Origin of the sequence: Nonomuraea soli, from assembly GCF_013761175.1 — a bacterium.
Lineage (GTDB): Bacteria > Actinomycetota > Actinomycetes > Streptosporangiales > Streptosporangiaceae > Nonomuraea > Nonomuraea soli.
This window is the reverse complement of sequence record NZ_JACDUR010000006.1, coordinates 941,765-965,399: the sequence shown is the minus strand read 5'-3', so window position 1 is coordinate 965,399 and position 23,635 is coordinate 941,765. Positions and strand designations below refer to the sequence as shown.

Here is a 23,635-nt window from a genome sequence, read left to right as displayed (position 1 = left end):
ACACCGAAGGCCATCGCGGGCCGACACGCCGGAGGCCCGGGGAACAAGCCCCGGGCTCCGGACTGCCTGTCGGCTAAGCCCCCCGCAGGCGGGCCCCGACCCGGTCCGCCGCCACGGCGACGGCGGCGTCGCGGGCCGCGGTGGTCTCCTCGACCGTGAGGGTGCGGTCGGGGGCGCGGAAGCGCAGCGTGTACGCCAGCGACTTGTTGCCCGCCCCCACCTGCTCCCCGCTGTAGACGTCGAACAGCCGGATCGACTCCAGCAGCTCGCCCGCACCGTCGCGCAGCGCGGCCTCCACGTCGGCGACCGGCGTGAAGTCGGGCACGATGAGCGCGACGTCCTGGGTGGCGACCGGGTAGGCCGACACCTTGGGCGCCTGCGCCGGACCGGCCAGGTGCGGCTCGAAGCGGGTGAGCTCCAGCTCCACCGCGCACGTGCGGGCGGGCAGGCCGTAGGCCTCGACCACGCGCGGGTGCAGCTCGCCGGCGTGGCCGACGAGAGTGTCGCCCACGTAGAGCGCGGCGCAGCGGCCGGGGTGCCAGGGCTCGTGCTGGTCGGCGACGACGCCGAGCGTCACGCCGGCCTCGCGGGCGACCGTGCGGGCCACCTCGACGGCGTCGGCCCAGGTCGCCTGGCGGCCCTTGCCCCACCAGCCGGAACGTTCGAACTCTCCGGTGAGGACCGCGGCGATGCGGTGCGGCTGCGGCGGCAGCGCCGAGGCGACGCTCGCCAGCTCCTCGTCGGAGGGGCGGCGGTCGACGCGCAGCACGGGGGCCTGCGCCGGGGCGTCGGCGACGGGCCGGTAGACCAGGCCGGTCTCGAACAGCGCCACGTCGTTGAAGCCCCGGCCCACGTTGCGCACCAGGGTCTTGAGCAGCCCCGGCAGGAGGGTGGTCCGCATCAGCGGCTCGTCCTCCGACAGCGGGTTGGCCAGGCGGGTGGCCACACGGCGGCCGTCGCCGGCGGGCAGCAGGAGGTTGTCGAGATCGCGCTCGCCCATGAACGGGTAGGAGAGCACCTCGACGTAGCCGGAGGCGGCCAGGGAGCGGCCGATCCGGCGGCGCAGCCGCTGGAGCTCGGTGAGCCCGGCACCCGCGGGAGCCTTGGGCAGGATCGAGGGCAGGTTGGCATACCCCTCGAGCCGGATGACCTCTTCGGCCAGGTCGTTGGGGTCGGTCAGGTCGGGACGCCACGATGGCGGCGTAACCGTGATCATGTCGTCGCCGGACACCGACAGGTCGATGTCGCCGCCGGAGACCACCCCGGTCGGGTCGACCCCGCCGCGCCGGGCGGCGGGCCTGTCGCCCTCCTCGACGACGCAGCCGACCTGCTGCAGGCGGGTGATGACGGTCTCGCGGTCGTACGGCACGCCGGCGACGGCGCCCGGGTGGCCGGTCGGGATGGCGATGCGCTGCGGCTCGACGTCGACCTCGGCGTGGGTGACGCCTGGCCGGATCTGGGCGCCGCCCAGCTCGGCCAGGAGCTGCACGGCCCGCCAGGAGGCCACCAGCGGCAGCTCGCGGTCGACGCCGCGCTCGAAACGTTTGGACGCCTCGGAGACCAGGCCGTGCTTGCGCGAGGTGCGGGCGGTGGCCGAGGCCGAGAAGTGGGCCGCCTCGATGACGATGTCGGCCGACTCGTCGCTGATCTCGGTGTTGAGGCCGCCCATGGTGCCGGCCAGCGAGATGGGCCCCGAGTCGTCGGTGATGAGGATGTCGCCCGGGTCGAGGGTGCGCACGACGTGGTCGAGGGTCTCCAGCGTCTCGCCCGCCCGCGCCCGCCGTACGACGATCTCGCCGGACAGCTTCGTGCGGTCGAAGGCGTGCAGCGGCTGGCCGAGCTCGAGCATCAGGTAGTTGGTGATGTCGACGGCCAGCGAGACCGGGCGCATGCCGGCGCGGATGAGCCGGGTGCGCATCCACTGCGGGCTGGGCGCCGCCGGGTTGAAGCCGGCGACCTCGCGCAGCACGAAGCGGTCGCACACCGTGTCGTCGCCGATCGAGGCGGGGTAGGACGGCTCGCCGGTGGCGGGCACCTCGCGCAGGGCGGGGTCGTTGAACGGCACGCCGAAGGCGGTGGCGGCCTCGCGGGCGACGCCGCGGATCGACAGGGAGTAGCCGAGGTCGGGGGTGATCTCGAGCTCGATGACCTCGTCGCGCAGCCCCAGCAGCTCGACGACGTCGGTGCCGATCGGGGTGTCGGCGGGCAGGACCATGATGCCGTTGTGGTCGTCGCCCAGGCCCAGCTCGCGCTCGGAGCAGATCATGCCCTCCGACAGGCGGCCGTAGGTCTTGCGCGCGCCCACCTCGAAGCCGCCGGGCAGCACGCCGCCGGGCAGCACGACCGCGACGATGTCGCCCTCGGCGAAGTTGGTGGCGCCGCAGACGATCTGGCGCGGCTCCGCCTCGCCCACCTCGACGATGCAGTGGCGGATGGGCTTCTTGAAGCCGGTCAGCTCCTCGATGGACAGCACCTTGCCGACCACGACGTTCTTGACGTCGTCGCCGTGGGAGGTGATGCCCTCGAGCTTCAGCCCTGCCTGGGTGAGCTTGTCGGCCAGCTCGTGCGCGGTGACGGCGGGGAGGTCGACGTACTCCCGCAGCCAGGAAAGAGGGACCTTCATCAGATCTCCGATCCGAACGGGAGGGTGAAGCGGATGTCGCCTTCGACCATGTCACGCATGTCTTCGGCGTTGTGGCGGAACATGAGCGTGCGCTCGATGCCCATGCCGAAGGCGAAGCCGGAGTAGCGCTTGGGGTCGACACCGCAGGCGATGAGCACCCGCGGGTTGACCATGCCGCAGCCGCCCCACTCGATCCAGCCCTCGGACTTGCAGGTGCGGCACGGCGGGTTGCCCGGCAGCGCGGAGGCGCCGCGGCAGACGAAGCACTTCAGGTCCATCTCCGCCGACGGCTCGGTGAAGGGGAAGTAGTTGGGACGGAAGCGCGTGGTGATGCCCTCGCCGAACATGACCTCGGCGAAGCGGTCGAGCGTGCCCTTCAGGTGCGCCATCGTCAGGCCCTCGTCGACCGCCAGGCCCTCGACCTGGTGGAAGACGGGGGTGTGGGTGGCGTCGAGCTCGTCGGTGCGGAACACCTTGCCCGGGGAGATGACGTAGCACGGCACGCCGCGCGCCAGCAGGGCGCGGATCTGCACCGGGGAGGTCTGGGTGCGCAGGACCTTGCCCGAGTCGGTCGACTCCACGAAGAAGGTGTCGTGGTCGGAGCGGGCCGGGTGGTCGGTGGCGATGTTGAGCGCGTCGAAGTTGAACCATTCGCCCTCGAGCTCGGGGCCCTCGGCCACCTCGTAGCCCATCGCGACGAAGCAGTCGGCGATGCGCTCCTGCAGGGTGGTGAGGGGGTGGCGGGCGCCCTGCGGCCGCCGGTCCCAGGGCAGCGTCACGTCGACGGCCTCTTCGACCAGCACGCGGGCGTCGCGCTCGGCCTCCAGCTCGGCCTGGCGCGCCGCGAGCGCCTCGTTGATCGCCTTGCGCGCGCCGCCGATGCGCTTGCCCGCCTCGGCGCGCGCGGCGGGCGGCAGGGCGCCGATCTCGCGGTTGGCCAGAGCGATGGGCGAACGGTCTCCCGCGTGCGCGAGCCGTACCTGCTTCAGTGCGTCGAGGCTGTCGGCCGCCTTGATCGCCGCGAGGGCGTCGGCCTCCATGCGGGACAGCTCGTCGGCATGCAACGGTGTCACCTCGACGGGGTCGTAGTCAGTCAAGACTTAGCTCCGTATCCAGGGCTTGAGCGGACCCGAGTCTAGCCGGGTCACGCCGAAGGGACTGCGCCGCACCGTGGGCGGCTGTGGAAAACCTTCACCGCGCCGCCTTCGGGGACCGCGGGCGGAGCCGCGATCCGCGGGCGGAGGCCCACGCTGGTGCGTGGAGCCTCAGGCCGGCGCGGAGGTGCGAGTCGGAGGAGCCCACCGGGCCGACTGGAAGCTCACGCGAAGTCGGGGGTGCCGGTGGGCACGGTAAATCGAAACTCGGCGCCGCCCCCGGGGGCACGCTGCACGGTGATCGTGCCGCCGTGCGCCTCGACCAGGCCCTTCACGATGAACAGGCCCAGCCCGGTGCCGCCCCTGCGGCGGCTGTTTCCGCGCCAGAACTGCCGGAACACGCGCGGAGCCAGCTCGGGCGCGATGCCCTCGCCCTGGTCTCGCACGCTCACGGCAACTCCCCAGCCGACGGATTCGATGTCTATTGTCACCGTACCGCGTCCGTGGCGCAGCGCGTTTTCGACGAGGTTGGACAGCACCTGGTCGATCTTGTCCTGGTCGAGCCACATCTCGGGCAGGTCGTCGCCGTACGTCAGGACGAAGCGGCCGGCGGGCTCGCCCGCCGCGACGCGCCCGGCGATCACCCGCTGCGTGCGCGCGACCAGGTCGACCACCTGGCGGTGCACCTCCAGCCGCCCCGACTCGATGCGCGAGACGTCGAGCAGCTCGGTGATGAGCCGGGTCACCCGGTCGGCGTCGTTGTTGACCGTCTCGAGCATGACGCGCTTCTGCTCGTCGGTGAACCGCTCCCACTTGGCCAGCAGGGTCGCGGTGAAGCCCTTGACGCTGGTCAGTGGGCTGCGCAGCTCGTGGGCGACGGTGGTGACCAGATCGGCCCTGCTGCGCTCGAGGCGGGCGCGGGTGCCGCCGTCGCGCAGGGTGACGGCCACGCGCTGGACCTCGCCGCCTCTGGACGGCTGGCGGACCAGCCGGGCGGCGACGTAGAGCTCCTGGCCGCCGGGCAGGTGCAGCGGCTTCTCCGGCGCGCGCGAGCGGGTGGGCAGACCGCTGTGGACGTCGAGGGCCTTCCACCACTCGCGGCCGTCGTGGTCACGGAAGGGGAAGGCCTCCTCCATGGTCTGGCCGACGGCGCCGCGCACTCCGGTCAGGCGCTCGGCGGCCCGGTTGACCGCCAGGACGACGCCGTCGGCGTCGGCCACGATGAGTCCGTCCGGCAGGTCGTCGATCGCGATCGTGCACGCGGGATCGACCACCCGCCCGCCGGTATCTTCACCGTGCACGACACCGCCCTCCTCGACCTACAACGCCGACAATAGCGGGTTTCCCGACCCCTCGGGGACCCTCCGGCACGCCGTGATCAGGCCGCACTCAGGCGCGGCCGGACGCCTGCCGCTGGGCGCGCGCGGAGGCGTAGAGGCACACCGCCGCGGCGGTGGCCAGGTTGAGGCTCTCGGCCTGGCCGTAGATCGGCACCCGCACGACCTCGTCGCACAACTCCAGGACCTCCTCGGGCAGCCCCCAGGCCTCGTTGCCGAAGACCCAGGCCGTCGGCCCGCCGAGCTCGACCTCGTCGAGGGTGCGCTTGCCGCTGCCGTCGGCGGCCAGCACGCGCAGCCCGCTGTCCTTCAGGTGCTGGACGGCCTGCGGCACGGGGCTGCCGATGACCACCGGCAGGTGGAACAGGCTCCCGGCGCTCGCGCGCACGCACTTGCCGTTGTAGGGGTCGACGGAGGCGTCGGTGAAGACCACGGAGTCGGCTCCCGCGGCGTCGGCCGTACGCAGGACCGTGCCGGCGTTGCCGGGGTCGCGCACGTGCGCGAGCACGGCGACCAGCCGGGCGTCGGCGGTGACCGCGTCGGTCAGGGGCACGTGCACGAACCTGCAGATCGCCACTACGCCCTGCGGGGTCACGGTCTGCGCGAGCTCGGCCATGACCTCGCCGCTGGCCCGGTGCACCGTCGCGCCCTGCAGCCGCGCCTCCTCGACGAGCTCGGCGTGCCGCACCTCGGCCTCGGCGGTGGCGAACAGCTCCACGGTCACGTCGGGCAGCCGCAGCGCCTCGCGCACGGCCTGCGGCCCCTCGGCGAGGAACCTGCGGTCCTGCTCGCGGAAGGATCGTTTGGTCAGCCGCCTGGCGGCCTTGACGCGCGGTGTGCGCACGTTGGTGAGCTCAGACATACCCGTCCCCCTCAAACGGAGAAGGGACCCACCGTGGAGGTCGGTGGGTCCCTTCTTCAGCAGCTGATTCAGCCGGCGGCCGGCGCGTTGACGTCGGCCGGCAGCGCCTTCTTGGCGGCCTCGACCAGCGTCGCGAAGGTCTGGCTGTCGTTGACCGCGAGGTCGGCGAGGATCTTGCGGTCGACCTCGACGCCCGCCAGGCGCAGACCCTGGATCAGGCGGTTGTAGGTCATGCCGTTGGCGCGGGCCGCAGCGTTGATGCGCTGGATCCACAGGCGGCGGAAGGTGCCCTTGCGGTCCTTGCGGTCACGGTAGGCGTAGGTCATCGAGTGGAGCATCTGCTCCTTGGCCTTGCGGTACAGACGCGACCGCTGGCCACGGTAGCCGCTCGCCCGCTCGAGGACGACCCTGCGCTTCTTCTTGGCGTTGAGCGCCCGCTTCACGCGTGCCATAGTTCATTCTCCCCGGGGTAGGCGCTTACTTAGCGAGCAGCTTCTTGATCTTCTTGTGGTCGTTGTCGGAGACCACGACATCGTTCTTGAGACGGCGCGTCAGCGTGGACGACTTCCACTCGTTGTAGTGCGCGCGGGCGGCGCGACGGCGCTTGATCTTGCCAGTGCCGGTCAGCTTGAACCGCTTCTTCGCACCGCTGTGCGTCTTCATCTTCGGCATAAGCCGTCTCCCTCAAATCGTCGTTCACAGAGCGGGCAGCCTGCCAGGGCGCCCTCTCCGTCCTCGTGGCCGAGACGTGGCTCGGCTCCCGCTCCGCGCCACTGACCGGGCCGGTGGTTGGGGCCGACCCGGTTGCGGCGGTTGAGCCTCTAGCAAAAGGTCTTGCGGCAGCTGGGGTGCTGTAAGGCTATCCCCAACGGAGCGTCACGACTCCTGGTCGTCGAGCTCCGAGCTGTCACGCTGCGCCTTGGCGGCGGCCTTCTCGGCCTTCGCCTCGGCCTTCTTCTTGTGCGGACCGATCAACATGATCATGTTTCGGCCGTCCTGCTTGGGCTGGGACTCCACGTAGCCGAGCTCCGTGACATCCTCCGCCAGCTTCTGCAGGAGCCGGAAGCCCAGCTCGGGACGCGACTGCTCACGTCCGCGGAACATGATCGTGACTCTGACCTTGTCCCCCGCCTTGAGGAACCGCACCACGTGACCCTTCTTGGTCTCGTAGTCGTGCGGGTCGATCTTCGGCCGGAGCTTGATCTCCTTGATGATCGTGTGCGCCTGATTCTTGCGCGCTTCGCGCGCCTTCATCGCGGACTCGTACTTGAACTTGCCGTAGTCCATGAGCTTGCACACGGGCGGTCGAGCCGTGGCCGCGACCTCGACGAGGTCGAGATCCGCCTCCTGGGCGAGCTTCAGGGCGTCGTGGATGGACACGATGCCGACCTGCTCACCGTTGGGGCCGACGAGGCGAACCTCGGGCACACGGATGCGCTCGTTGATGCGGGGCTCAGTGCTGATGGGGCCTCCTAGGTTTGCGATCCCTACGCGCTCGTCTCGTGGAGGCCTTCCGGAAAAACCGAAAAGCCCCGCACGTCGCGCATGCGGGGCCACTGAATCCATTCGCATGGATTCCCCGGAGTGAAGTCCGGCGTGATCCTGGACCCGGCCACCTCACGGCGACTCAGGTGGGAGGGAGACCTCCGCTTGCGCGTCTGGCAGGCGTGCCAGACCGATCGACGAGCTACGTTACCACAACCACGAACGCTTGCCGAATCATCCCGGACCGCGGATCGTCCGGTTGAGGCCTCAGAGCCCGGCGCGCCTGGCGATCTCGGCCTCGCCCGCCGCCCGCATGGCCTCCACCGGCACCTCGGCGTGTCCCGTCATCAGCTCCACCTGGCGCACCGCCTGGTGCAGGAGCATCTCGAACCCGCCGACCACGGTGCCGCCCGCCTGCCGTACGGCCTGCGCGGACAGGGTCGGCCACGGCGAGTAGACGACGTCGAACAGCGCGGCCACCCCCCGCAGGCTCGGGGCGAACACGTCGGCCGCCCGTCCCGGCAGGGTGGAGATCATCAGCTCGACGTCGAGCAGCGCCTCGAGCTTGTCGAACTGCTCCACGCGCAGCGCCACGCCGAGCCGCTCGGCCACGGCCACCGTCTCTCCCGCCCGCGAGCGGTCGCGCACCACCAGCGTCGCCGCCCCCAGGCCGAGGTTGCGCAGCGCGGCCAGGGCGGAGGCGGCGGTGGCCCCGCCGCCCAGCACCAGGGCGCCGGAGGGAGCGGGCACGCCCGCCTCGGCCAGGGCCCGCTCGATGCCGTAGACATCGGTGTTGTCGCCGTGGACGCCGCCGTCGCGGAAGACGACGGTGTTGGCGCCTCCCACCTCGACGGCCAGCTCGGAGACGGTGTCGGCGAGCCGCAGCACGGCCCGCTTGAGCGGCATGGTCAGCGACAGGCCCGCCCAGGGACCGCCGGGCGGCAGCCCCGGCACCGGCTCACCGGCCCTGATGGCCGCCAGCAGCGCCGGCAGCCTGGCCTCGTCGCACTCGGCCGCACCGTAGCGCCAGCCGTCGAGCCCCATCGCGGCGTAGGCCGCACGATGCAGGTAGGGCGAGAGGGAGTGCTCGATCGGCGACCCCAGAACCGCGGCCCGCTTGTCCACCAACACCCTCCCGGCACGCCCGACTCGACGCACCGAGAGTACTACTAGCTGTTGGCGTTGAGTTTGCGCTCGAGCTCCCTGAACTCCTCGATCGTCTCGGCGAACTCCGTGACGTTGCTGTTGGGGTCGGTCGCCGCGAAGTAGAGCCACTTGCCCGGCTCGGGGTTGAGCGCGGCGTGCAGGGCGTCCTCGCCCGGGTTGGAGATCGGCCCGACCGGGAGCCCGTCGACGTAGTAGGTGTTGTACTTCGAGGTCGACTTGGTGTCGGCGTGCGTGGCGCGCGTGCCGTACTTGTTGAGCCCGTACATCGTGGTGCTGTCCATCTGCAGCCGCATCGGCAGCTTCAGCCGGTTGTAGATGACGCGGGCGATCTTCGCCATGTCCTCGTGGCGGCCGGCCTCGGCCTGCACGATGCTGGCGATGATGACGATCTCGTTGGGCTTGTAGCCGAGCTTCTTCGCGCCCGCCTCGAGGTCGACCTTCTCGGCGGCCTCGTTGAAGCGGGTGACCATCTTGCCGAGCACGTCGGTCGGCGTGTCCTTGGGCTGGAACTCGTAGGTGGCGGGGAAGGCGTAGCCCTCCAGGCTCTTGGCGTAGGCGGGCAGGCCCAGCTGCTCGAGGTCCTTGGCGGCCGTCTGGAACTCCTTGGCGGGCCTTCCCGTCTCCTTCGCCAGCTCCTCGATGATCTTGCTGAGCCGCAGGCCCTCCTTGACCAGCACGGTGTCGGTCACCTTGTTGTCGGCGTCGAGCATCGCGACCGCGTCGGCGGCCGACATCTGCTTGCGCATCTTGTAGGTGCCGGGCTGCAGGGAGGCGCTCTTGCCCGCGCTCTCGATGGCGTTGGAGAAGGCGCGCGCGCTCTTGACCACGCCGAGCCGTACGAGCTCGTCGGCGACCTCGGCCGCGCTCTGGCCGTTCTCGATCTCGAGGGTCACCTCGCCGGTGCCCTGGCCGCTGTAGTCGTCGGGGACCATGGCCTCGCGGATGGCCATGTAGCCGTAGTATCCGCCGCCGCCGACGATGCCGGCCAGCACGATGAAGGCGAGCAGGGGCGCCAGGAAACGCCCGCGCCGGGTACGCCGGCGACGGCGGCGGGCGGCCCGCCTGCCGCGGGGCTCGCTGCCGAGCATCGTGTCGAAGTCGAGATCGTTCATAGGTGCGCTCGCCAATCTCCCGGTCTGTCCGGGCCGGCGTCAAGGGGATGCGCCAAACCGGTGGGGGTAACCGGGCTGAACGTGGGGGTTCGCCAGACTCGTGGAGATGACCAGCGATTATCACTCAGAGTAGCCATGTTAGGCGACGCCGGGAGTTCGCAGGCCCCGTCGGGGAATCGGGGCCAGGCGATCAACGATCCCGGTCGGCCCATCAGTCCTTCCCGAGGTTTTCGTTCAGCTCTTCCCGGTATCTCACGAACACGCTCTCTTTGTCAGTGAATTTCGTGATTCTATGCGCCGGATCCGTGGTCACAAACCAGAACCAATCCCCTTCGGCAGGGGACAGAGCGGCATTCAGCGCCTTCTCCCCCGGGTTGGAGATCGGGCCCGGCGGCAGGCCGGGGCGCAGGTAGGTGTTGTACGGCGAGCGCACCCGGGTGTCACGGTCCAGCACCCGCAGCGTGTAACGGCCCTGGGCGTAGAGCACCGTGGTGTCGAGCTGCAGCGGGGTGCCCGCGGCCAGGCGGTTGTAGATGACCCGGGCGATCTTGGGGTAGTCGGCGTCGCGTCCGCCCTCGGCCTGCACGATGCTGGCCACGGTGAGCACCTCCAGCGGTCTGAGTCCCAGAGCCGCTGCCCGCTCGTGAAGCCTCAAATCCGCCGCCGCCGTACGGAACCTGTCGACCATGGCCGTGACCAGGCCTTTGGCCGTCGTGCCCGGCTCCACGTCGTAGGTGGCGGGGAAGAGCACGCCCTCCAGCGTCTTGCCGTACGGCGGGGCCACGCCGCTCTTCTGGAAGTCCTTCAGCGGCAGACCGGTCGCCTTGGCCAGGGTGTCGAGGACCTCGGTCAGGCGCATGCCCTCGCGCACGGTGACACGCTTGACGACCTTGGCGTCCTTCGACAGCAGCAGGTCGAGCGCCGCGACCGCGGCCATGCCCTGGCGCAGCCTGTAGTGGCCGGGGTGCAGGCTCTCGGCCTTGCCCTTCTCCAGGGCCACGTCGGTGAAGGAGCGGGCGCTGGCGACCACACCGGCGTCGGCCAGCCGCTCGCCCACGTCGGACGCCGACGCGCCGGGCGGGATGTGCACGGTCACCGCGCCCTCGCCCCCGCCCTCGAAGTCGGCGGGCGAGACGTACGGCCTGGCGACCAGGAAGCCGGCGCCGCCGAGCAGGGCGACGGAGATGCCGGCGCCGATGAGGACGGCCCTGCCCTTGCCGAGCTTCGGCTTGGGCGGCGCGGGATCGGTGACGAGCAGCGTGTCGAGCGCCACGTCCTCCCCCTCGGCGGACACCGGCCCGCCGCTCGCCGCCGGCCCGGCGACGGGCACACCGCTACCGGCGGCCGCGCCCACCCGCGCGTCGACGCCCGGGTCGACATCGCCAGAGGCCGCATCATCAGAGGCGCCGCCGTCAGAGATGCCGCCATCAGAGGTTCCCTCGCCGGTGACGCCAGCGCCCGAGGCGTCCGCGGGAGAGGCGCCCGCAGGAGGGGCGTCCTCTCCCGAGGGGTCGCCGGGAGTCGGGCGCGCGGCGTTGTGGGCGCGCCCGCTTCCGTCGTCGTGGGAGGGCTCGCCCTCGGGTGTCAGGTCGTCGTCGGCGGGCCGCTCAGACACCGGGGGCACCGCCGTCCGCCCCGGAGGGCGGATCGACGGGTTTGCCTGGTGGTTGACCGGTCGCGCGCTCCCGATCGAGCGCGTCCTGCAGGATGACGACCGCGGCCGCCTGGTCGATGACCGCCCGCTGGTTCTTCGCCTTGCGCCCGCTGGCCCGCAGGCCCGCGGCCGCCGCGACGGTGCTCATGCGCTCGTCGAAGAGCCGGACGGGGACGGGTGCCAGCCGCGCCGCCAGCGCGGTGGCGAACTCGCGCGCGAGCGTGGCGGCCTGCCCCTCGCGCCCCGACAGGGACGTGGGCAGCCCTACGACGACCTCGACGGCCGACAGTTCGTCGGCGAGGGCGGCGAGCCGGTCGAGGTCGCCTCGCCCGCGTTTGACGGTCTCGACCGGGGTGGCCAGCAGTCCGGAAGGATCGCTGCGCGCCACCCCGACGCGGACCGACCCGACGTCGACGCCGAGCCTGGTGCCTTGACGCATCTCCGCAGGCTCAGCCGAGCTGTCCTGCGATGGTCTCGCCCACCTGTCGCAGAGCGTCGTCAATGGACTCGACCCGAGTCCCCCCGCCCTGCGCGACGTCGTCCTTGCCGCCACCGCCACCCCCCAGTGCCTTGGCGGCGACGCCGACCAGCTGCCCAGCCTTGAGCCCGCGTGTGCGTCCCGCCTCGTTGACCGCGGCAACCACGACCGGCCTGTCGCTGGGGGCTCCGGCGATCACGACGACCGCCGCGCGGTCGGCCGGGAACCTGCCGCGCACATCAAGCGCGAGCTTACGCAGGTCGTCGGGGCTGGTGCCATCAGGCGCGCGGTGGGTGACGACGGAGACGCCGCCGAGGTCGCGGGCGGAGGCGGCCAGCTCACCCGCGATGGCGAGCACCTGGGAGGAGCGCAGCTTCTCCAGGTCCTTCTCGGCGTTGCGCAGGCGGGTGACGATGCCCTCGATGCGCTCGGGCAGCTCCTCGCGGCGGGCCTTGAGCTGCTCGGTGAGCTGGGCGACCAGCACCGACTCCTTGGCCAGGAAGCGGAAGGCGTCGATGCCGACGAGGGCTTCGACGCGGCGCACGCCGGCGCCGACCGACTGCTCGCCGAGGATCTTGACGAGGCCGAGCTGGCCGGAGCTGTGCACGTGGGTGCCGCCGCACAGTTCGCGGGAGTAGTCGCCGATCTCGACGACGCGGACCTCGTCGCCGTACTTCTCGCCGAACATGGCCAGCGCGCCCATCGCCCGCGCCTCCGACTGGGAGGTGTAGAAGGCGTTGACCTGCAGGTCGTTGATGAGGATGGCGTTGACCTCGTCTTCGGCGTCGCGCAGCACCGACGGCGAGACGGCGCCCGCGGAGGTGAAGTCGAAGCGGAAGCGGCCGGGAGAGTTCTCCGAGCCGGCCTGCGCGGCGCTCTCGCCCAGGTAGTTCTTGAACGCGCGGTGGACCATGTGGGTGGCGCTGTGGCTGCGGGAGATCGCGCGGCGGCGCTCGACGTCGACCTCGGCCTGGACCTCGTCGCCGAGCTTGATCGAGCCGCTGGCGACCTTGCCGCGGTGCACGACCAGCCCGGACAGCGGCGACTGCACGTCGACGACCTCGACGACGCCGCCTGCCGTACGGATCACGCCCTGGTCGGCGAGCTGGCCGCCGCCCTCGGCGTAGAAGGGGGTGCGGCCCAGCACGATCTCGACGGAGGCGCCCGCGTCGGCGACCGGCACGGCGGCGCCGTCGACGAGGATGCCGATGACCGAGGACTCGGCGGTCGTGGTGTCGTAGCCGAGGAAGTCGACCTTGCCGGCCTTCTCCAGGAGCTGGCCGAAGACCGAGACGTCGGCGTTGCCGGTCTTCTTGGCCTTGGCGTCGGCCTTGGCGCGCTCGCGCTGCTCCTTCATGAGCCGGCGGAAGCCCTCTTCGTCGACCTTCAGCCCCTGCTCGGCGGCCATCTCCAGGGTGAGGTCGATGGGGAAGCCGTAGGTGTCGTGGAGCTGGAAGGCCTGGTCTCCGGACAGGATCGTGCCGGACTTGCGCTTGGTCTCCTCGACGGCGACGTCGAAGATGGCGGTCCCGGTGCGCAGGGTGCCGAGGAAGGAGGCCTCCTCCGCGTCGATGACCGCGTGGATCTGCGGGGCGTCGGTCTTCAGCTCGGGGTAGATGTCGCCCATCGCCGCGATGGTGGTGGCGGTGAGGTCGTGCATGTAGCGCTCCTCGCCCGAGCCGAGCAGGCGCAGGTTGCGGATGGAGCGGCGCAGGATGCGGCGCAGGACGTAGCCGCGGCCCTCGTTGGAGGGGGCGACGCCGTCGGCGACCAGCATGGTGCCGGTGCGCACGTGGTCGGCGATGACGCGCAGGCTGGTGTCGGCGCGCTGGTCACGGCCGTAGCGCGTCTTGGTGAGCTCGGCGGCGCGGTCGAGGACCTTGAAGGTGGTGTCGATCTCGTAGAGGTTGTCGACGCCCTGCAGGATCGTCGCCATGCGCTCGAGGCCCATGCCGGTGTCGATGTTCTTCGCCGGGAGCTCGCCCTCGACGTCGAAGTCGACCTTGGAGCGGACGGCCGACAGGGAGTACTGCATGAAGACGTTGTTCCAGACCTCGAGGTAGCGGTCCTCGTCGGCCACCGGTCCGCCGTCGCGTCCGTGCTCGGGGCCACGGTCGTAGTAGATCTCCGAGCAGGGGCCGCCGGGGCCCGGCACGCCCATGTGCCAGTAGTTGTCGGCCAGGCCGCGGCGCTGGATGCGCTCGGAGGGCACGCCGACCTTGCGCCAGATCTCGATGGCCTCGTCGTCGTTCTCGAAGACGGTGACCCAGAGCTTCTCCTCGGGGAAGCCGAAGCCGCCGTCGGACTCGGACCTCGTCAGGAGCTCCCAGGCGAAGGGGATCGCCTGCTCCTTGAAGTAGTCGCCGATGGAGAAGTTGCCGAGCATCTGGAAGAAGGTGCCGTGGCGGGTGGTCTTGCCGACCTCCTCGATGTCACCGGTGCGCACACACTTCTGCACGCTGGCCAGCCGGGACGCCGGAGGCGTGCGCTGCCCCAGGAAGTACGGCTTGAACGGGACCATGCCCGCGTTCACCAGCAGCAGCGTCGGGTCTTCGGCGATCAGGCTGGCCGAGGGCACGATCTTGTGCCCACGCTCCTCGAAGAAGCGCAGGAAGCGGCGTGCGATTTCTGCCGACTCCATGATTCGGCCATCCTTTTCGTAGTGGGTCAGTCTTCGAGCTTGAGCTGGGCCCGAAGTTCGGTCTCGCGCACGGCGGCTTCGTCGAGCGCGTACGCGGTCAAGTCTCTCACCTGGCCGGCCATGCTCGCGGCACGATCGGCCGTGCGGCGGGCGACGTGCTGGGGGTGCAGGGCCTGGAGCCTGCGCATCACCCAGATCGCCAGGCCCGCGCCCAGTGACATGTAGAAGAGTCTGCGGATCATCGCCTGGTGATCGCCTTCCGGCCCTTCAGCGCGGCCGAGATGCCGTGGAGCAGGGCCGAGAGCTTGACCAGCGGCCCGACGAGGAAGGTCTGCATGATCAGGCTCAGCTTGGCGGCCTGGCCGCTGACCTGCTTGACGTCCTTGGTGATCGCCTCGACGGCGGCCAGCTGGCGGTTGGTCTCGTTGACCGTGACAGAGGCGTCGTCGAGTAGCGGCATGACCCGGTCGCTCAGGTCGGAGACCATCTTGGTCGTCCTGGTGAGCAGCCGGGCGAGCTTGACGAGCACCATGGCAAGGAAGCAGACCAGGACAGCCCAGAACACGGCGACGACCAGGCCGGCGACCTCTCCGGCGGTAAGCATCAGCGCATCCGTCCCTGTAGGCGGCTAGGAGTTCACGACCCTATCGCGTCGCCTGCTCACGAGTTCCACTTCGAATCCCGCGTCGTTCTCCAAATACGCCGCGTGATAGTCAGGACCTCCCGCGTAGGGGTGACGGTCGGCGAACATGAGCCGCCAGCCGTGCCCGAGCGCCTCCTCGGCGAGCACCTCGGCGTCGTCGCAGTGGAAGGCCAGGTGGTTGAGGCCCGGCCGCATGCGGTCGTACGGCTCGCGGGTCATGGCGGGCGAGGTCTCGAAGACGAGGTAGGTGTCGCCGTGCAGGTAGGACACGCCGCCCTCGAAGCGCTGGTACTCGGTGTAGCCCAGGCGCGTGAGCAGCCATTCCCAGCTCGCGTCGAGCGACGGGACCCAGATCTCGACGTGGTGCAGCATCATTCGCCCCTCAGGAAGGCGCGGATCCTGGCCCAGCGCTCGGCGATCGGTTTCTCGGCCCCGTGGGTGGTCGGCTCGTAGTAGCGCCGGTCGAGCAGTTCGGCGGGCGCGTAGTCCTGCCGGACGAGGCCGTGGTCGAAGTCGTGGGGATACTTGTAGCCCTCGCCGTGGCCGAGTTTGGCGGCGCCCGGATAGTGCGCGTCGCGCAGGTGGCCGGGCACCTGGCCGATGAGGCCCTTGCGCACGTCGGACTGGGCGGCCCCGATGGCCTTGACGACGGCGTTGGACTTGGGCGCGGTGGCGCAGTGGATGACCGCGTGGGCCAGGTTGATGCCCGCCTCGGGCAGGCCGATGAGCTGGACGGCCTGGGCCGCGGCCACGGCGGTCTGGAGGCAGGTGGGGTCGGCCAGGCCGACGTCCTCGGAGGCGAAGATGACGACGCGGCGCGCGATGAAGCGGGGGTCCTCGCCGGCCTCGATCATGCGGGCCAGGTAGTGGAGCGCGGCGTCGGCGTCGGAGCCGCGCATCGACTTGATGAAGGCGCTGATGACGTCGTAGTGCTGGTCGCCCTGGCGGTCGTAGCGCACGGCCGCCTTGTCGACGGCCTTCTCGACGACCTCGACGGTGATCTCGTCGGCCAGGAGGGCGGCGGCCTCGAGGTAGGTGAGCGAGCGGCGGGCGTCGCCGCCCGCGAGCCGTACGAGATGCTCGAGGGCGTCGTCGGACAGGGTGGCGCGGCCGCCGAGGCCGCGCTCGTCGGTGACCGCGCGCTTCAGCACGCCTCTGATGTCGTCGTCGGACAGCGACTCGAGGGTCAGCAGGAGCGAGCGCGACAGCAGCGGCGAGATGACCGAGAAGAAGGGGTTCTCGGTGGTGGCGCCGATGAAGGTGACCCAGCGGTTCTCGACGGCGGGCAGCAGGGCGTCCTGCTGGGCCTTGTTGAAGCGGTGCACCTCGTCGACGAACAGCACCGTCTGGCGGCCGGACATGCCCAGCTCGCGGCGGGCGTTCTCGATGGCCGCTCGTACGTCCTTGACGCCCGCCGAGACGGCCGAGATCTCCACGAAGCGGCGCTTGGTCACCCCGGCGACGACGTAGGCGAGGGTGGTCTTGCCGGTGCCGGGCGGTCCCCACAGGAACAGCGACATCGGCGCCTCGCTCTCGACCAGCCTGCGCAGCGGGGTGCCGGGACCGAGCAGGTGGCGCTGGCCCATCACCTCGTCGAGGGAGCGGGGCCGCATGCGCACCGCCAGCGGCTGCGGAGTGGCCTCCTCAGCCGCCGAATCGAACAGACTATCCACAAGCGGAGACTACAGGCCCCAGACGGCCTGCGCCCCCGAGTCACCCGCCCGGAACACGTAGTAACCGGCCACGGCGGCCAGCACGACCGTCGTCACGGACAGGATGGTCTTCGGCACCCCCTTGGGCACGAAGACCATGGCCAGCGCCGAGACGGCCAACCCGATCGTGGAGTACAGCAGGGGGTTGGCGAAGCTCTCGTGGGCCGCGATCTTGGTCGCCAGGTCGCCCTGGACGCTCTCGAACCGGGCCTGCTTGAGCGCCAGCCCGCTCTGCCGGGCGGCGAAGACGGCGCCGGGCGCCAGCACCGCCAGCGCCACCACCGCCCAGCCGGTGGCGGGCTGGAAACGAGGCAGTACGGCGTAGACCACGCCCATGAGGGCGAGCAGGGGGGTGAAGACGACCGCTGCGTGGATGATCAGCGGGTGGGCGGGCAGACCGAGGATCTCGTCGAACATGGGCACACTCCGTTCTCACTGTGTTTACGGATGCCGTCGCGGTCCGGTTCCCGTCACAGTGTTTACATTCCGTCACTTACGTCCAGCACATATCAACTACCGGTAGCATTCGCGGAGTTGTTTGGGTCATCTCTTGGCAAACCTGGAGGAATGCGGTGAGCGGCGAGGACCGCCAGAGCCAGCTGGCGCAGGAGCACAAGGAACGGCAGCAGCAGCGTGAGGCCGCGGCCAAGGGCAACGGCAAGCGCAACGCCGTCATCGGTGCGATCGTGGCGCTGGCCGTCGTGGGTGGCGGCGTGACCGCGTACGCGCTGACCAACGACAGCAGCGGCGGCACCACGAGCGCCGTCCAGCCCCCGGTCACCATGAGTCCCGAGGCGAGCCAGTCGCTGCCCGTCGAGCCGTCGGCGTCGGCCGAGCCCTCGGCGTCGCCCTCGGCCCTGACGTGGCCGGTGTCCTGCACGTACACCAAGGACACCACCGGTGTGCCGCAGAAGTTCGTGGGCATGCCGCCCGCGAAGGCGAACGTCAAGGCGCTCGACAAGCTGACGATCACCACCAACCGGGGCGCCATCGAGATCGAGATGGATCCCGAGCTGACCCCGTGCTCGGTCAACTCCATGGCCTTCCTGGCCAAGAAGAACTTCTACGCGGGCAACAAGTGCCACCGCCTGGTCGGCCTCCAGCAGGCTGGTGTGGCGCTGCTGCAGTGCGGCGACCCGACGGCCAAGGCCGACGGCAAGAACCCCACCGACGGCACCGGCACCGCCGGCTACTTCGTGCCCGACGAGGCCGTGGACGCCATGCCGTACACCCGGGGCGTGGTCTTCCTGACCCAGCCGGAAGAGGGCACGGACATGAGCAGCAGCCAGTTCGCGATCTCGCTCGACGACGCCAACGGCGCTCTGCCCACCGGCTACACGCCGATCGGCATGGTCACCAAGGGCCTGGAGTGGATCGACGCGGCGCTCAAGGAAGGCGTCATCGAGAACCCGCAGGACATCGGCGGCGACGGCGGATCGACCGCTCCGAAGAATCCGATCGTCATCGAGAAGGTCACCGTCACGAAGTAGCGTGCACTCTTGGAGTGTGACGTTACCTTTCGAGTTCTTCCTGTCCCCGGAGTTCAGCCGTGACCCCTACGGGGCCTACGCGGGGCTCCGGGCGCGAGGCCCGGTCCACGCCGTCGACTTCCCTCCCGGCAGCTCGGCCTTCGTGGTCGTCGACTACGAGCTCGGCCGCTCGCTCCTGACCGATCCGCGGGTCTCCAAGGACCTGGCCAACGGCCCCTCGTGGTTCGCCGAGGTGGTCACCTCGGGCAACCCGGTGCTGGCGCGCAACATGCTCAGCACCGACCCGCCCGACCACACCAGGCTGCGCAAGGCGGTCGGCAACGGTTTCACCCCGCGCCGCGTCGAGCTGATGCGCCCGCGGGTCCAGCAGATCGCCGACGAGCTGGCCGCCTCGCTCCCTGACGGCAGGGCCGACCTCATCGACTCCTTCGCCTTCCCGCTGCCGATCATCGTCATCTGCGAGCTGCTGGGCGTCGCCGACGCCGACCGCGACGACTTCCGCACCTGGACGGGCGACCTGCTGGAGCCCGCGATGGACGACGAGGTCAAGGAGCGGCAGGCCGTCGCCAACGCCTCGCTGCGCGACTACTTCACCCGCACGATCGCCGAGCGTCGCGCCGATCCCGCCGACGACCTGGTCAGCGCCCTGGCCGCCGCGGGCGAGCTGACCGACCAGGAGCTGTTGTCGACGCTCGTGCTGCTGCTCATCGCCGGTCACGAGACGACGGTCAACCTCATCGGCAACGGCATGCTGGCCCTGCTGCGCAATCCCGGCCAGCTCGCCCTGCTGCGCGAACGTCCCGAGCTGATGCCCAGGGCGGTCGAGGAGTTCCTGCGCTACGACGCCCCCGTCGAGCGGGCCACCTTCCGCTTCGCCGTCGAAGACCTGGACCTGGCGGGCACGCACGTGCCCAAGGGCTCTTTCGTGCACGTCTCGCTGGGGGCCGCCGCCCGCGACCCGAAGGCCTTCCCCGAGCCCGACCGGCTCGACCTGACCCGTGAGGACAACCGGCACCTGTCGTTCGGCCACGGCGTGCACTTCTGCCTGGGCGCTCCCCTGGCCCGCCTGGAGGGTCAGATCGCCTTCGAGACCCTGCTGCGCCACCGGCCGCACATCGAGCTCGACGTGCCGGAGGAGGAGCTGTCGTGGCGCCTCAGCGGCGCCGTGGTGCGCGGCCTGGCGGGACTGCCGGTCCGTTTCACTCCCACGCCAGCCTGAGCGCCGTCGAGACGTCCAGCGGCGAGCCGCCGCCCTGCGCCAGCAGCAGGGCGGCGCCCTTGTGGTTGTCGGCGAAGAAGGCGCGGCCCGCGCTCACCCAGGTGTTCCAGGCGGTGGAGAAGACGCGGGCCAGTCCTCCGTTGGCGGCCAGCGCTTCGGGGACGGCGTGGTAGACGACGGCGTTCGGCTCCGGTTCGCCCGCCATGAGTGCCAGCGCCTGCCGTGGCCCCGGCGTGACGATGTAGCGCGGGATGAGATAGCGCGGCCGCACGGGCGGCGAGATCAGCTCGTCGAGCGATCGGCTGAACAGCGCCGACTGGGCCGGGCGCACTCCGGCGAGTGTGACCTGGTAGGAGCCGCTGCCGTCGGGCTCCACCCGCACCGCCTCCGCGCCCCGGCCGGCCAGGTCGCATCGTCGCAGCGTGTCGGCCAGGGCGTAGGCGAGCTGGGCCAGGTCGAGCCGTTCCGCCACCTCCTCCAGCGCCATCCGTCCCACGCGGGCGCGCCGCCACGAGCGCACCCGCCAGCCCGCGAGGGCGGCCAGGGGAAGGCCGGCCAGCCCCCACTCCACGCCGGCCTCGAAGAGGACCCACGACGTACTGGCCAGTGCGCCCGCTGTCGCGACGGCCACCTTCGAGGAGTTGTCATCGGGCCGTGGCTCGATGCCATGCACGGCCGGCACGAAGGTGGGCGGCGCCCATCCGTCGGTCTCCGCGGCGGTCGGGCGGGCGGGGGTGACGCGCAGCACGTGGGTCAGCATGTCCTCGTACGGCGTGCCGATGCGCCACAGCTCGCGCACCCGCCCGCGGTCGCGTGCGCGCTCCAGCATGCTGACGTTCAGCGTGTCGAAGGCCGACTGCTCGGGCGGGCCGTACGGCGAGAGCTCCGGGTGCACGTGCGCGACCCCCGCCATGATCGCCCCGCTGTCGGTGATGCCGAGATAGCCGTCGTGCTTGCGCACGAACCTGTCCCAGTCGGCCAGGCCCTTGGGGCGCGCGCGGCTGACGCAGACCACCGACCAGGTGTGCGCCACCTTGGCCGGCCAGGACGGGTCGAGGCGCAGCGCCCTGCCCCTGGTCTGCACGACCGAGGTGGCGGTGGTCGCCTCCGACAGGTCCACCAGCGTGTTCACGGAGGAGGCGTCCCAGCCCTCCCCCAGCATCGCGCGGGTGCCGATGAGCACCTGGGTGCCGCCCTCCTGCAGGAAGCGGGTGGCCAGCGCCACCCACGTGCGGCTGCTCCACGAGCCGGTGATCTCCACGACGCCCTCGCCCGCGACGGGGTGGAGCGACTCCTCGGAGCAGAAGGCCGCGAAGGCGCGGGCGGTCTCGGCGCCCGCGGCGACGGTCCTGCCGGTGACCAGCATCGGCGACAGCAGGGCCGTGCGCTTGTCGGCGACCAGGGTCTCCAGGACCAGGCGTGCGGAACCGGCCTGCTCGTGGAGCACGCCGGCCAGGCGGGCGGGCAGGGTGGCGGTGGCCCGCTCGTGGTCGCACACGACCAGGCCGCGCATCCGGTCGCCGAGGCTGTCGTGCTCGGCGGCGAGGATCTCGGCCACGGCGTGGACCTTGGCCTCGCTGCGCGCCACGACGCGGTCGATCGGCGAGCGCCCGGCCCGTACGCCGCGGGCGGTCAGCTGGTAGCCGACCGACGGCAGCGCCGCCCTGATGGCCTCCACGGCCGCCGCCTGGCCGCGCGGTCTCAGACAGCGGCGCACGTAGTCGCCGATCAGACAGATCCAGTCGTCGGCGGTGGGCGGCTGGCGGTGCTCCTCGCGGATCCTGGCGCCCTCGGGCAGCGGGAGCAGGCCCGCGCAGTGGAAACGCAGGCCCGCCCTGGCCAGCTCGGGCTCGTGGCGCTCCAGCCTGGCCCACGGCAGGGCGTCCTGCTGCCCCTCGACCTCGCGCCTGACCAGCCGCCGCTCCAGCCAGTGCAGGAACGGCACGTCGGCGAAGGCAGGGTCGAGCAGGTCGGTGGTCAGCTCGGTGAACCGCTCCGCCTCGGCGGCCAGCCAGTCCTGCTCGCGCGGCGTCGGCTCGGTCAGCCAGGCGAGCTCGGCGTAGGGGGCCAGGCGCGCGTCGCGGACCACGGCCGGGATGGAAGGCCCCTGGATCACCGGCCCGAACAGTCGTTCGACGAGCTCGGCCTGGACGGCGGTGAGCCGGTCGGGCGGGGTGGCGGTCAGCCCGATCACCCGGGCGCGCGGCAGCAGTTCGAGGACCTCGGCCAGCAGCTCGCCCCAGGTGTCGAGCAGGTGGTGGCACTCGTCGAGCAGGAGGGTGAGGTCACCGGCGGCCTGGAGCGCGGCCACCAGCTCGCGGCCGCGCGGGCGCAGCCGTACCAGGTGGGAACGCTCGCCGCCCTCCTCGGCCACCTCGGCCTCGGGGTCGAAGCTGGCCAGCGCCTGGTAGGTCAGGACCGTCAGCGGGGCGCTCAGCGCCACGTCGGAGCCCGCCGTGCCGCCGAAGCGGCTCCACTCGCGCATCCACTGGCCCTGGATCGCGGTGTTGGGGCCGAACGCCACGGCCGGCTCGCCCAGCCGCCGCGCCGCCTCCAGCCCGGTCAGCGTCTTGCCCGCGCCCGGCGGCAGCACGACCCACGCCCTGCGCCGCCCGTCCGCGAACGCGGACTCGATGGCGGAAAGGGCCCGGATCTGGTGCTTGTGAAGCTCGTACGGCGGGCGCAGCTCCGCGAACATGGGGCAGATCGTACGGCAGGCGCGAACCTGTCTCATACCATCGGGGTCATGCTCGATCGTGTAGGCGGCTACCGGCTCGAGTCCGTGCTGGGACACGGCGGTCAGGGCACCGTCTACCTGGGCCGCTCCCCTGACGGCACCCCGGTCGCGGTCAAGGTGCTGCATCCTCACCTGATCGCCGACGACGACGCGCGCGGGCGTTTCGTCCGGGAGGCGGCCGCGGCGCGGCGGGTCGAGGAGTTCTCCACCGCCCGGGTCCTGAAGGCCGGCGCCGAGGGCGGCCAGCCGTACGTGGTCAGCGAGTACGTGCCGGGCGAGTCGCTGCAGCAGCTCGTCTCGCGTGACGGGCCGCGCGACGCGGGCGCGCTGCGGCGGCTGGCGATCGGCACCGCGGCGGCGCTGGCGGCGATCCACCGCGCGGGGATCGTGCACCGCGACTTCAAGCCCTCCAACGTGCTGCTCGGCCCCGACGGTCCCCGCGTGATCGACTTCGGCATCGCCAAGGCCATCGACGCGACGGCGACCAGCGGGCTGGTGGGCACGCCCGCGTACATGGCGCCCGAGCAGGTCGCCGGCGAGGGGGCGGGCGCGCCGGCCGACGTGTTCGCGTGGGGGCTGACGATGGTGTTCGCCGCGACCGGGCGGGCGGCGTTCGGGGGTGACGGCGTGCCCGCGGTGTTCCATCGGGTGCTGCACCACCAGCCCGACCTGTCGGCGTTGCCGCCGCCGTTACGCGGCGTGGTGGGCGCGTGCCTGGCCAAGCGGCCCGAGCTGCGCCCGACCGCGCAGCAGGTGGCGCACGAGCTGCTGGGGGCCGCGGGCGCGACCGGCAGTGCTGCCGGGGCGACGATGGTGGTGAGCGAGCGGACCGCGGCCGTGGCGCGGACCGGGCTGGTGCTCGCGGCCCTGGCCCTGGCCGGGATACCGATGTTGTCGGCCGTCCTGAGCGGCGTGCCGTGGCTGAGCGGGGCGCTGATCGGCCCGGCCGTGTGGATGCTGCAGACGCTGGCCCTGATGCTGCCGCTCCTGCTGGCGGGGCTGGCCTTACGGCGGGAGAACCCGGTGCTCGCGTGGGCGGTGCTCGGCTCGCTGGCGCTGCCGGTGGCCACGGAGACGATCGGGCTGGGCTACGCCTACGCCCTCGACCAGGTCGCGCCGCTGCCGGTGCTCCAGTTCGATCTGGCGGGCAGTGCCCTGTGCTACCTGGCGGCGGGCGGGCTGTTCTGGTCGCGGTCGAGGTCCTTCGCGGCGGCGACCTGGCTCCTGGGGCTGGTCCACGCCGCCGCGGCGGCGGCCTGGCTCGCGGGGGCCATGTCGGCGTGGTACGTCTTCGGCACGCTGCTCGCGATCACGCTGTGGGCGATGTGGCTGGCCGCGCGCTTCCGCGTGGTGTTCCGGCGGGAGCCCTGAGGCCCCCGCC

21 protein-coding genes are annotated in these 23,635 nt (G+C 71.4%); 3 read left to right on the top strand and 18 right to left on the bottom strand.

From position 1 onward, the window contains the following. Positions 1 to 73 precede the first annotated feature (73 nt). The 17 genes from HNR30_RS32610 to HNR30_RS32530 form a co-directional block, all read right to left on the bottom strand. Positions 74 to 2,623, bottom strand: coding sequence for a phenylalanine--tRNA ligase subunit beta (locus HNR30_RS32610; protein WP_181613862.1), 2,550 nt, complete (start codon positions 2,621 to 2,623; stop codon positions 74 to 76). After that, positions 2,623 to 3,663, bottom strand: a complete 1,041-nt coding sequence (gene pheS, locus HNR30_RS32605; protein WP_246379865.1) for a phenylalanine--tRNA ligase subunit alpha — start codon at positions 3,661 to 3,663, stop codon at positions 2,623 to 2,625. The genes HNR30_RS32610 and pheS overlap by 1 nt, the downstream gene beginning before the upstream one ends. 278 nt (positions 3,664 to 3,941) lie before the next feature. After that, positions 3,942 to 5,018 (bottom strand): sensor histidine kinase, encoded by a 1,077-nt coding sequence (locus HNR30_RS32600; protein ID WP_181613860.1) that lies wholly within the window; start codon positions 5,016 to 5,018, stop codon positions 3,942 to 3,944. Between the two features lie 88 nt (positions 5,019 to 5,106). Continuing rightward, positions 5,107 to 5,916: a TrmH family RNA methyltransferase gene (locus tag HNR30_RS32595; protein ID WP_181613859.1), complete on the bottom strand. Its 810-nt coding sequence runs from the start codon at positions 5,914 to 5,916 to the stop codon at positions 5,107 to 5,109. 68 nt (positions 5,917 to 5,984) lie between these two features. Further along, the gene (rplT, locus tag HNR30_RS32590) at positions 5,985 to 6,368 is read right to left on the bottom strand and encodes a 50S ribosomal protein L20 (RefSeq protein WP_181613858.1); all 384 of its coding nucleotides are present in this window, start codon (positions 6,366 to 6,368) and stop codon (positions 5,985 to 5,987) included. 25 nt (positions 6,369 to 6,393) lie between these two features. Then, positions 6,394 to 6,588 carry a 50S ribosomal protein L35 gene (rpmI, locus tag HNR30_RS32585; RefSeq protein WP_181613857.1) on the bottom strand — a complete coding sequence of 65 codons (195 nt, stop codon included), beginning with the start codon at positions 6,586 to 6,588 and terminating at the stop codon, positions 6,394 to 6,396. Positions 6,589 to 6,792: 204 nt separating this feature from the next. Then, entirely contained in the window at positions 6,793 to 7,362 is a 570-nt protein-coding gene (gene infC / locus HNR30_RS32580; protein ID WP_312894801.1) for a translation initiation factor IF-3, read from the bottom strand. 306 nt (positions 7,363 to 7,668) lie between these two features. After that, entirely contained in the window at positions 7,669 to 8,529 is an 861-nt protein-coding gene (locus HNR30_RS32575; RefSeq protein ID WP_181613972.1) for a shikimate dehydrogenase, read from the bottom strand. Positions 8,530 to 8,570: 41 nt separating this feature from the next. Next, positions 8,571 to 9,680: an endolytic transglycosylase MltG gene (mltG, locus tag HNR30_RS32570; RefSeq protein ID WP_181613856.1), complete on the bottom strand. Its 1,110-nt coding sequence runs from the start codon at positions 9,678 to 9,680 to the stop codon at positions 8,571 to 8,573. Between the two features lie 211 nt (positions 9,681 to 9,891). Next, complete coding sequence (gene mltG, locus HNR30_RS32565; protein WP_312894797.1) at positions 9,892 to 11,295, bottom strand: endolytic transglycosylase MltG; 1,404 nt, start codon at positions 11,293 to 11,295, stop codon at positions 9,892 to 9,894. Beyond that, positions 11,288 to 11,773: a Holliday junction resolvase RuvX gene (gene ruvX, locus HNR30_RS32560; protein WP_181613855.1), complete on the bottom strand. Its 486-nt coding sequence runs from the start codon at positions 11,771 to 11,773 to the stop codon at positions 11,288 to 11,290. The genes mltG (HNR30_RS32565) and ruvX overlap by 8 nt, the downstream gene beginning before the upstream one ends. Before the next feature lie 10 nt (positions 11,774 to 11,783). Next, complete coding sequence (alaS, locus tag HNR30_RS32555; protein ID WP_181613854.1) at positions 11,784 to 14,453, bottom strand: alanine--tRNA ligase; 2,670 nt, start codon at positions 14,451 to 14,453, stop codon at positions 11,784 to 11,786. Between the two features lie 26 nt (positions 14,454 to 14,479). Further along, entirely contained in the window at positions 14,480 to 14,695 is a 216-nt protein-coding gene (locus HNR30_RS32550; RefSeq protein ID WP_181613853.1) for a hypothetical protein, read from the bottom strand. Continuing rightward, the gene (locus HNR30_RS32545; RefSeq protein ID WP_181613852.1) at positions 14,692 to 15,057 is read right to left on the bottom strand and encodes a DUF948 domain-containing protein; all 366 of its coding nucleotides are present in this window, start codon (positions 15,055 to 15,057) and stop codon (positions 14,692 to 14,694) included. Before HNR30_RS32545 ends, HNR30_RS32550 begins: the two co-directional genes overlap by 4 nt. Positions 15,058 to 15,081: 24 nt before the next feature. After that, on the bottom strand, positions 15,082 to 15,468 hold the full coding sequence (locus HNR30_RS32540) for a VOC family protein (RefSeq protein WP_181613851.1): 387 nt from the start codon (positions 15,466 to 15,468) through the stop codon (positions 15,082 to 15,084). Beyond that, positions 15,468 to 16,709 carry a replication-associated recombination protein A gene (locus HNR30_RS32535; RefSeq protein ID WP_246379853.1) on the bottom strand — a complete coding sequence of 414 codons (1,242 nt, stop codon included), beginning with the start codon at positions 16,707 to 16,709 and terminating at the stop codon, positions 15,468 to 15,470. Before HNR30_RS32535 ends, HNR30_RS32540 begins: the two co-directional genes overlap by 1 nt. A gap of 69 nt (positions 16,710 to 16,778) precedes the next feature. Further along, complete coding sequence (locus tag HNR30_RS32530) at positions 16,779 to 17,225, bottom strand: DUF2231 domain-containing protein (protein ID WP_181613849.1); 447 nt, start codon at positions 17,223 to 17,225, stop codon at positions 16,779 to 16,781. Between the two features lie 155 nt (positions 17,226 to 17,380). On the opposite strand from HNR30_RS32530, the gene HNR30_RS32525 reads away from it, so the two are divergent. Continuing rightward, entirely contained in the window at positions 17,381 to 18,298 is a 918-nt protein-coding gene (locus HNR30_RS32525) for a peptidylprolyl isomerase (RefSeq protein WP_181613848.1), read from the top strand. A gap of 16 nt (positions 18,299 to 18,314) precedes the next feature. Continuing rightward, positions 18,315 to 19,517 (top strand): cytochrome P450 family protein, encoded by a 1,203-nt coding sequence (locus tag HNR30_RS32520; RefSeq protein WP_181613847.1) that lies wholly within the window; start codon positions 18,315 to 18,317, stop codon positions 19,515 to 19,517. Here the strand turns inward: HNR30_RS32520 and HNR30_RS32515 are convergent. Then, entirely contained in the window at positions 19,498 to 22,215 is a 2,718-nt protein-coding gene (locus HNR30_RS32515) for a DEAD/DEAH box helicase family protein (protein ID WP_181613846.1), read from the bottom strand. The genes HNR30_RS32520 and HNR30_RS32515 overlap by 20 nt on opposite strands. A gap of 48 nt (positions 22,216 to 22,263) precedes the next feature. Between HNR30_RS32515 and HNR30_RS32510 the strand changes: the two genes are divergently transcribed. Further along, positions 22,264 to 23,625, top strand: coding sequence for a serine/threonine-protein kinase (locus tag HNR30_RS32510; protein ID WP_181613845.1), 1,362 nt, complete (start codon positions 22,264 to 22,266; stop codon positions 23,623 to 23,625). Positions 23,626 to 23,635 lie beyond the last annotated feature (10 nt).

Coding starts and splice junctions, on each gene's coding strand:
- HNR30_RS32610 (WP_181613862.1), bottom strand. CDS start 2,623: ATGAAGGTCCCTCTTTCCTGGCTGCGGGAGTACGTCGACCTCCCCGCC.
- pheS (WP_246379865.1), bottom strand. CDS start 3,663: ATGGAGGCCGACGCCCTCGCGGCGATCAAGGCGGCCGACAGCCTCGAC.
- HNR30_RS32595 (WP_181613859.1), bottom strand. CDS start 5,916: ATGTCTGAGCTCACCAACGTGCGCACACCGCGCGTCAAGGCCGCCAGG.
- rplT (WP_181613858.1), bottom strand. CDS start 6,368: ATGGCACGCGTGAAGCGGGCGCTCAACGCCAAGAAGAAGCGCAGGGTC.
- rpmI (WP_181613857.1), bottom strand. CDS start 6,588: ATGCCGAAGATGAAGACGCACAGCGGTGCGAAGAAGCGGTTCAAGCTG.
- mltG (WP_181613856.1), bottom strand. CDS start 9,680: ATGAACGATCTCGACTTCGACACGATGCTCGGCAGCGAGCCCCGCGGC.
- ruvX (WP_181613855.1), bottom strand. CDS start 11,773: ATGCGTCAAGGCACCAGGCTCGGCGTCGACGTCGGGTCGGTCCGCGTC.
- alaS (WP_181613854.1), bottom strand. CDS start 14,453: ATGGAGTCGGCAGAAATCGCACGCCGCTTCCTGCGCTTCTTCGAGGAG.
- HNR30_RS32550 (WP_181613853.1), bottom strand. CDS start 14,695: ATGATCCGCAGACTCTTCTACATGTCACTGGGCGCGGGCCTGGCGATC.
- HNR30_RS32545 (WP_181613852.1), bottom strand. CDS start 15,057: ATGCTTACCGCCGGAGAGGTCGCCGGCCTGGTCGTCGCCGTGTTCTGG.
- HNR30_RS32540 (WP_181613851.1), bottom strand. CDS start 15,468: ATGCTGCACCACGTCGAGATCTGGGTCCCGTCGCTCGACGCGAGCTGG.
- HNR30_RS32535 (WP_246379853.1), bottom strand. CDS start 16,709: ATGCGGCCCCGCTCCCTCGACGAGGTGATGGGCCAGCGCCACCTGCTC.
- HNR30_RS32530 (WP_181613849.1), bottom strand. CDS start 17,225: ATGTTCGACGAGATCCTCGGTCTGCCCGCCCACCCGCTGATCATCCAC.
- HNR30_RS32515 (WP_181613846.1), bottom strand. CDS start 22,215: ATGTTCGCGGAGCTGCGCCCGCCGTACGAGCTTCACAAGCACCAGATC.
- HNR30_RS32510 (WP_181613845.1), top strand. CDS start 22,264: ATGCTCGATCGTGTAGGCGGCTACCGGCTCGAGTCCGTGCTGGGACAC.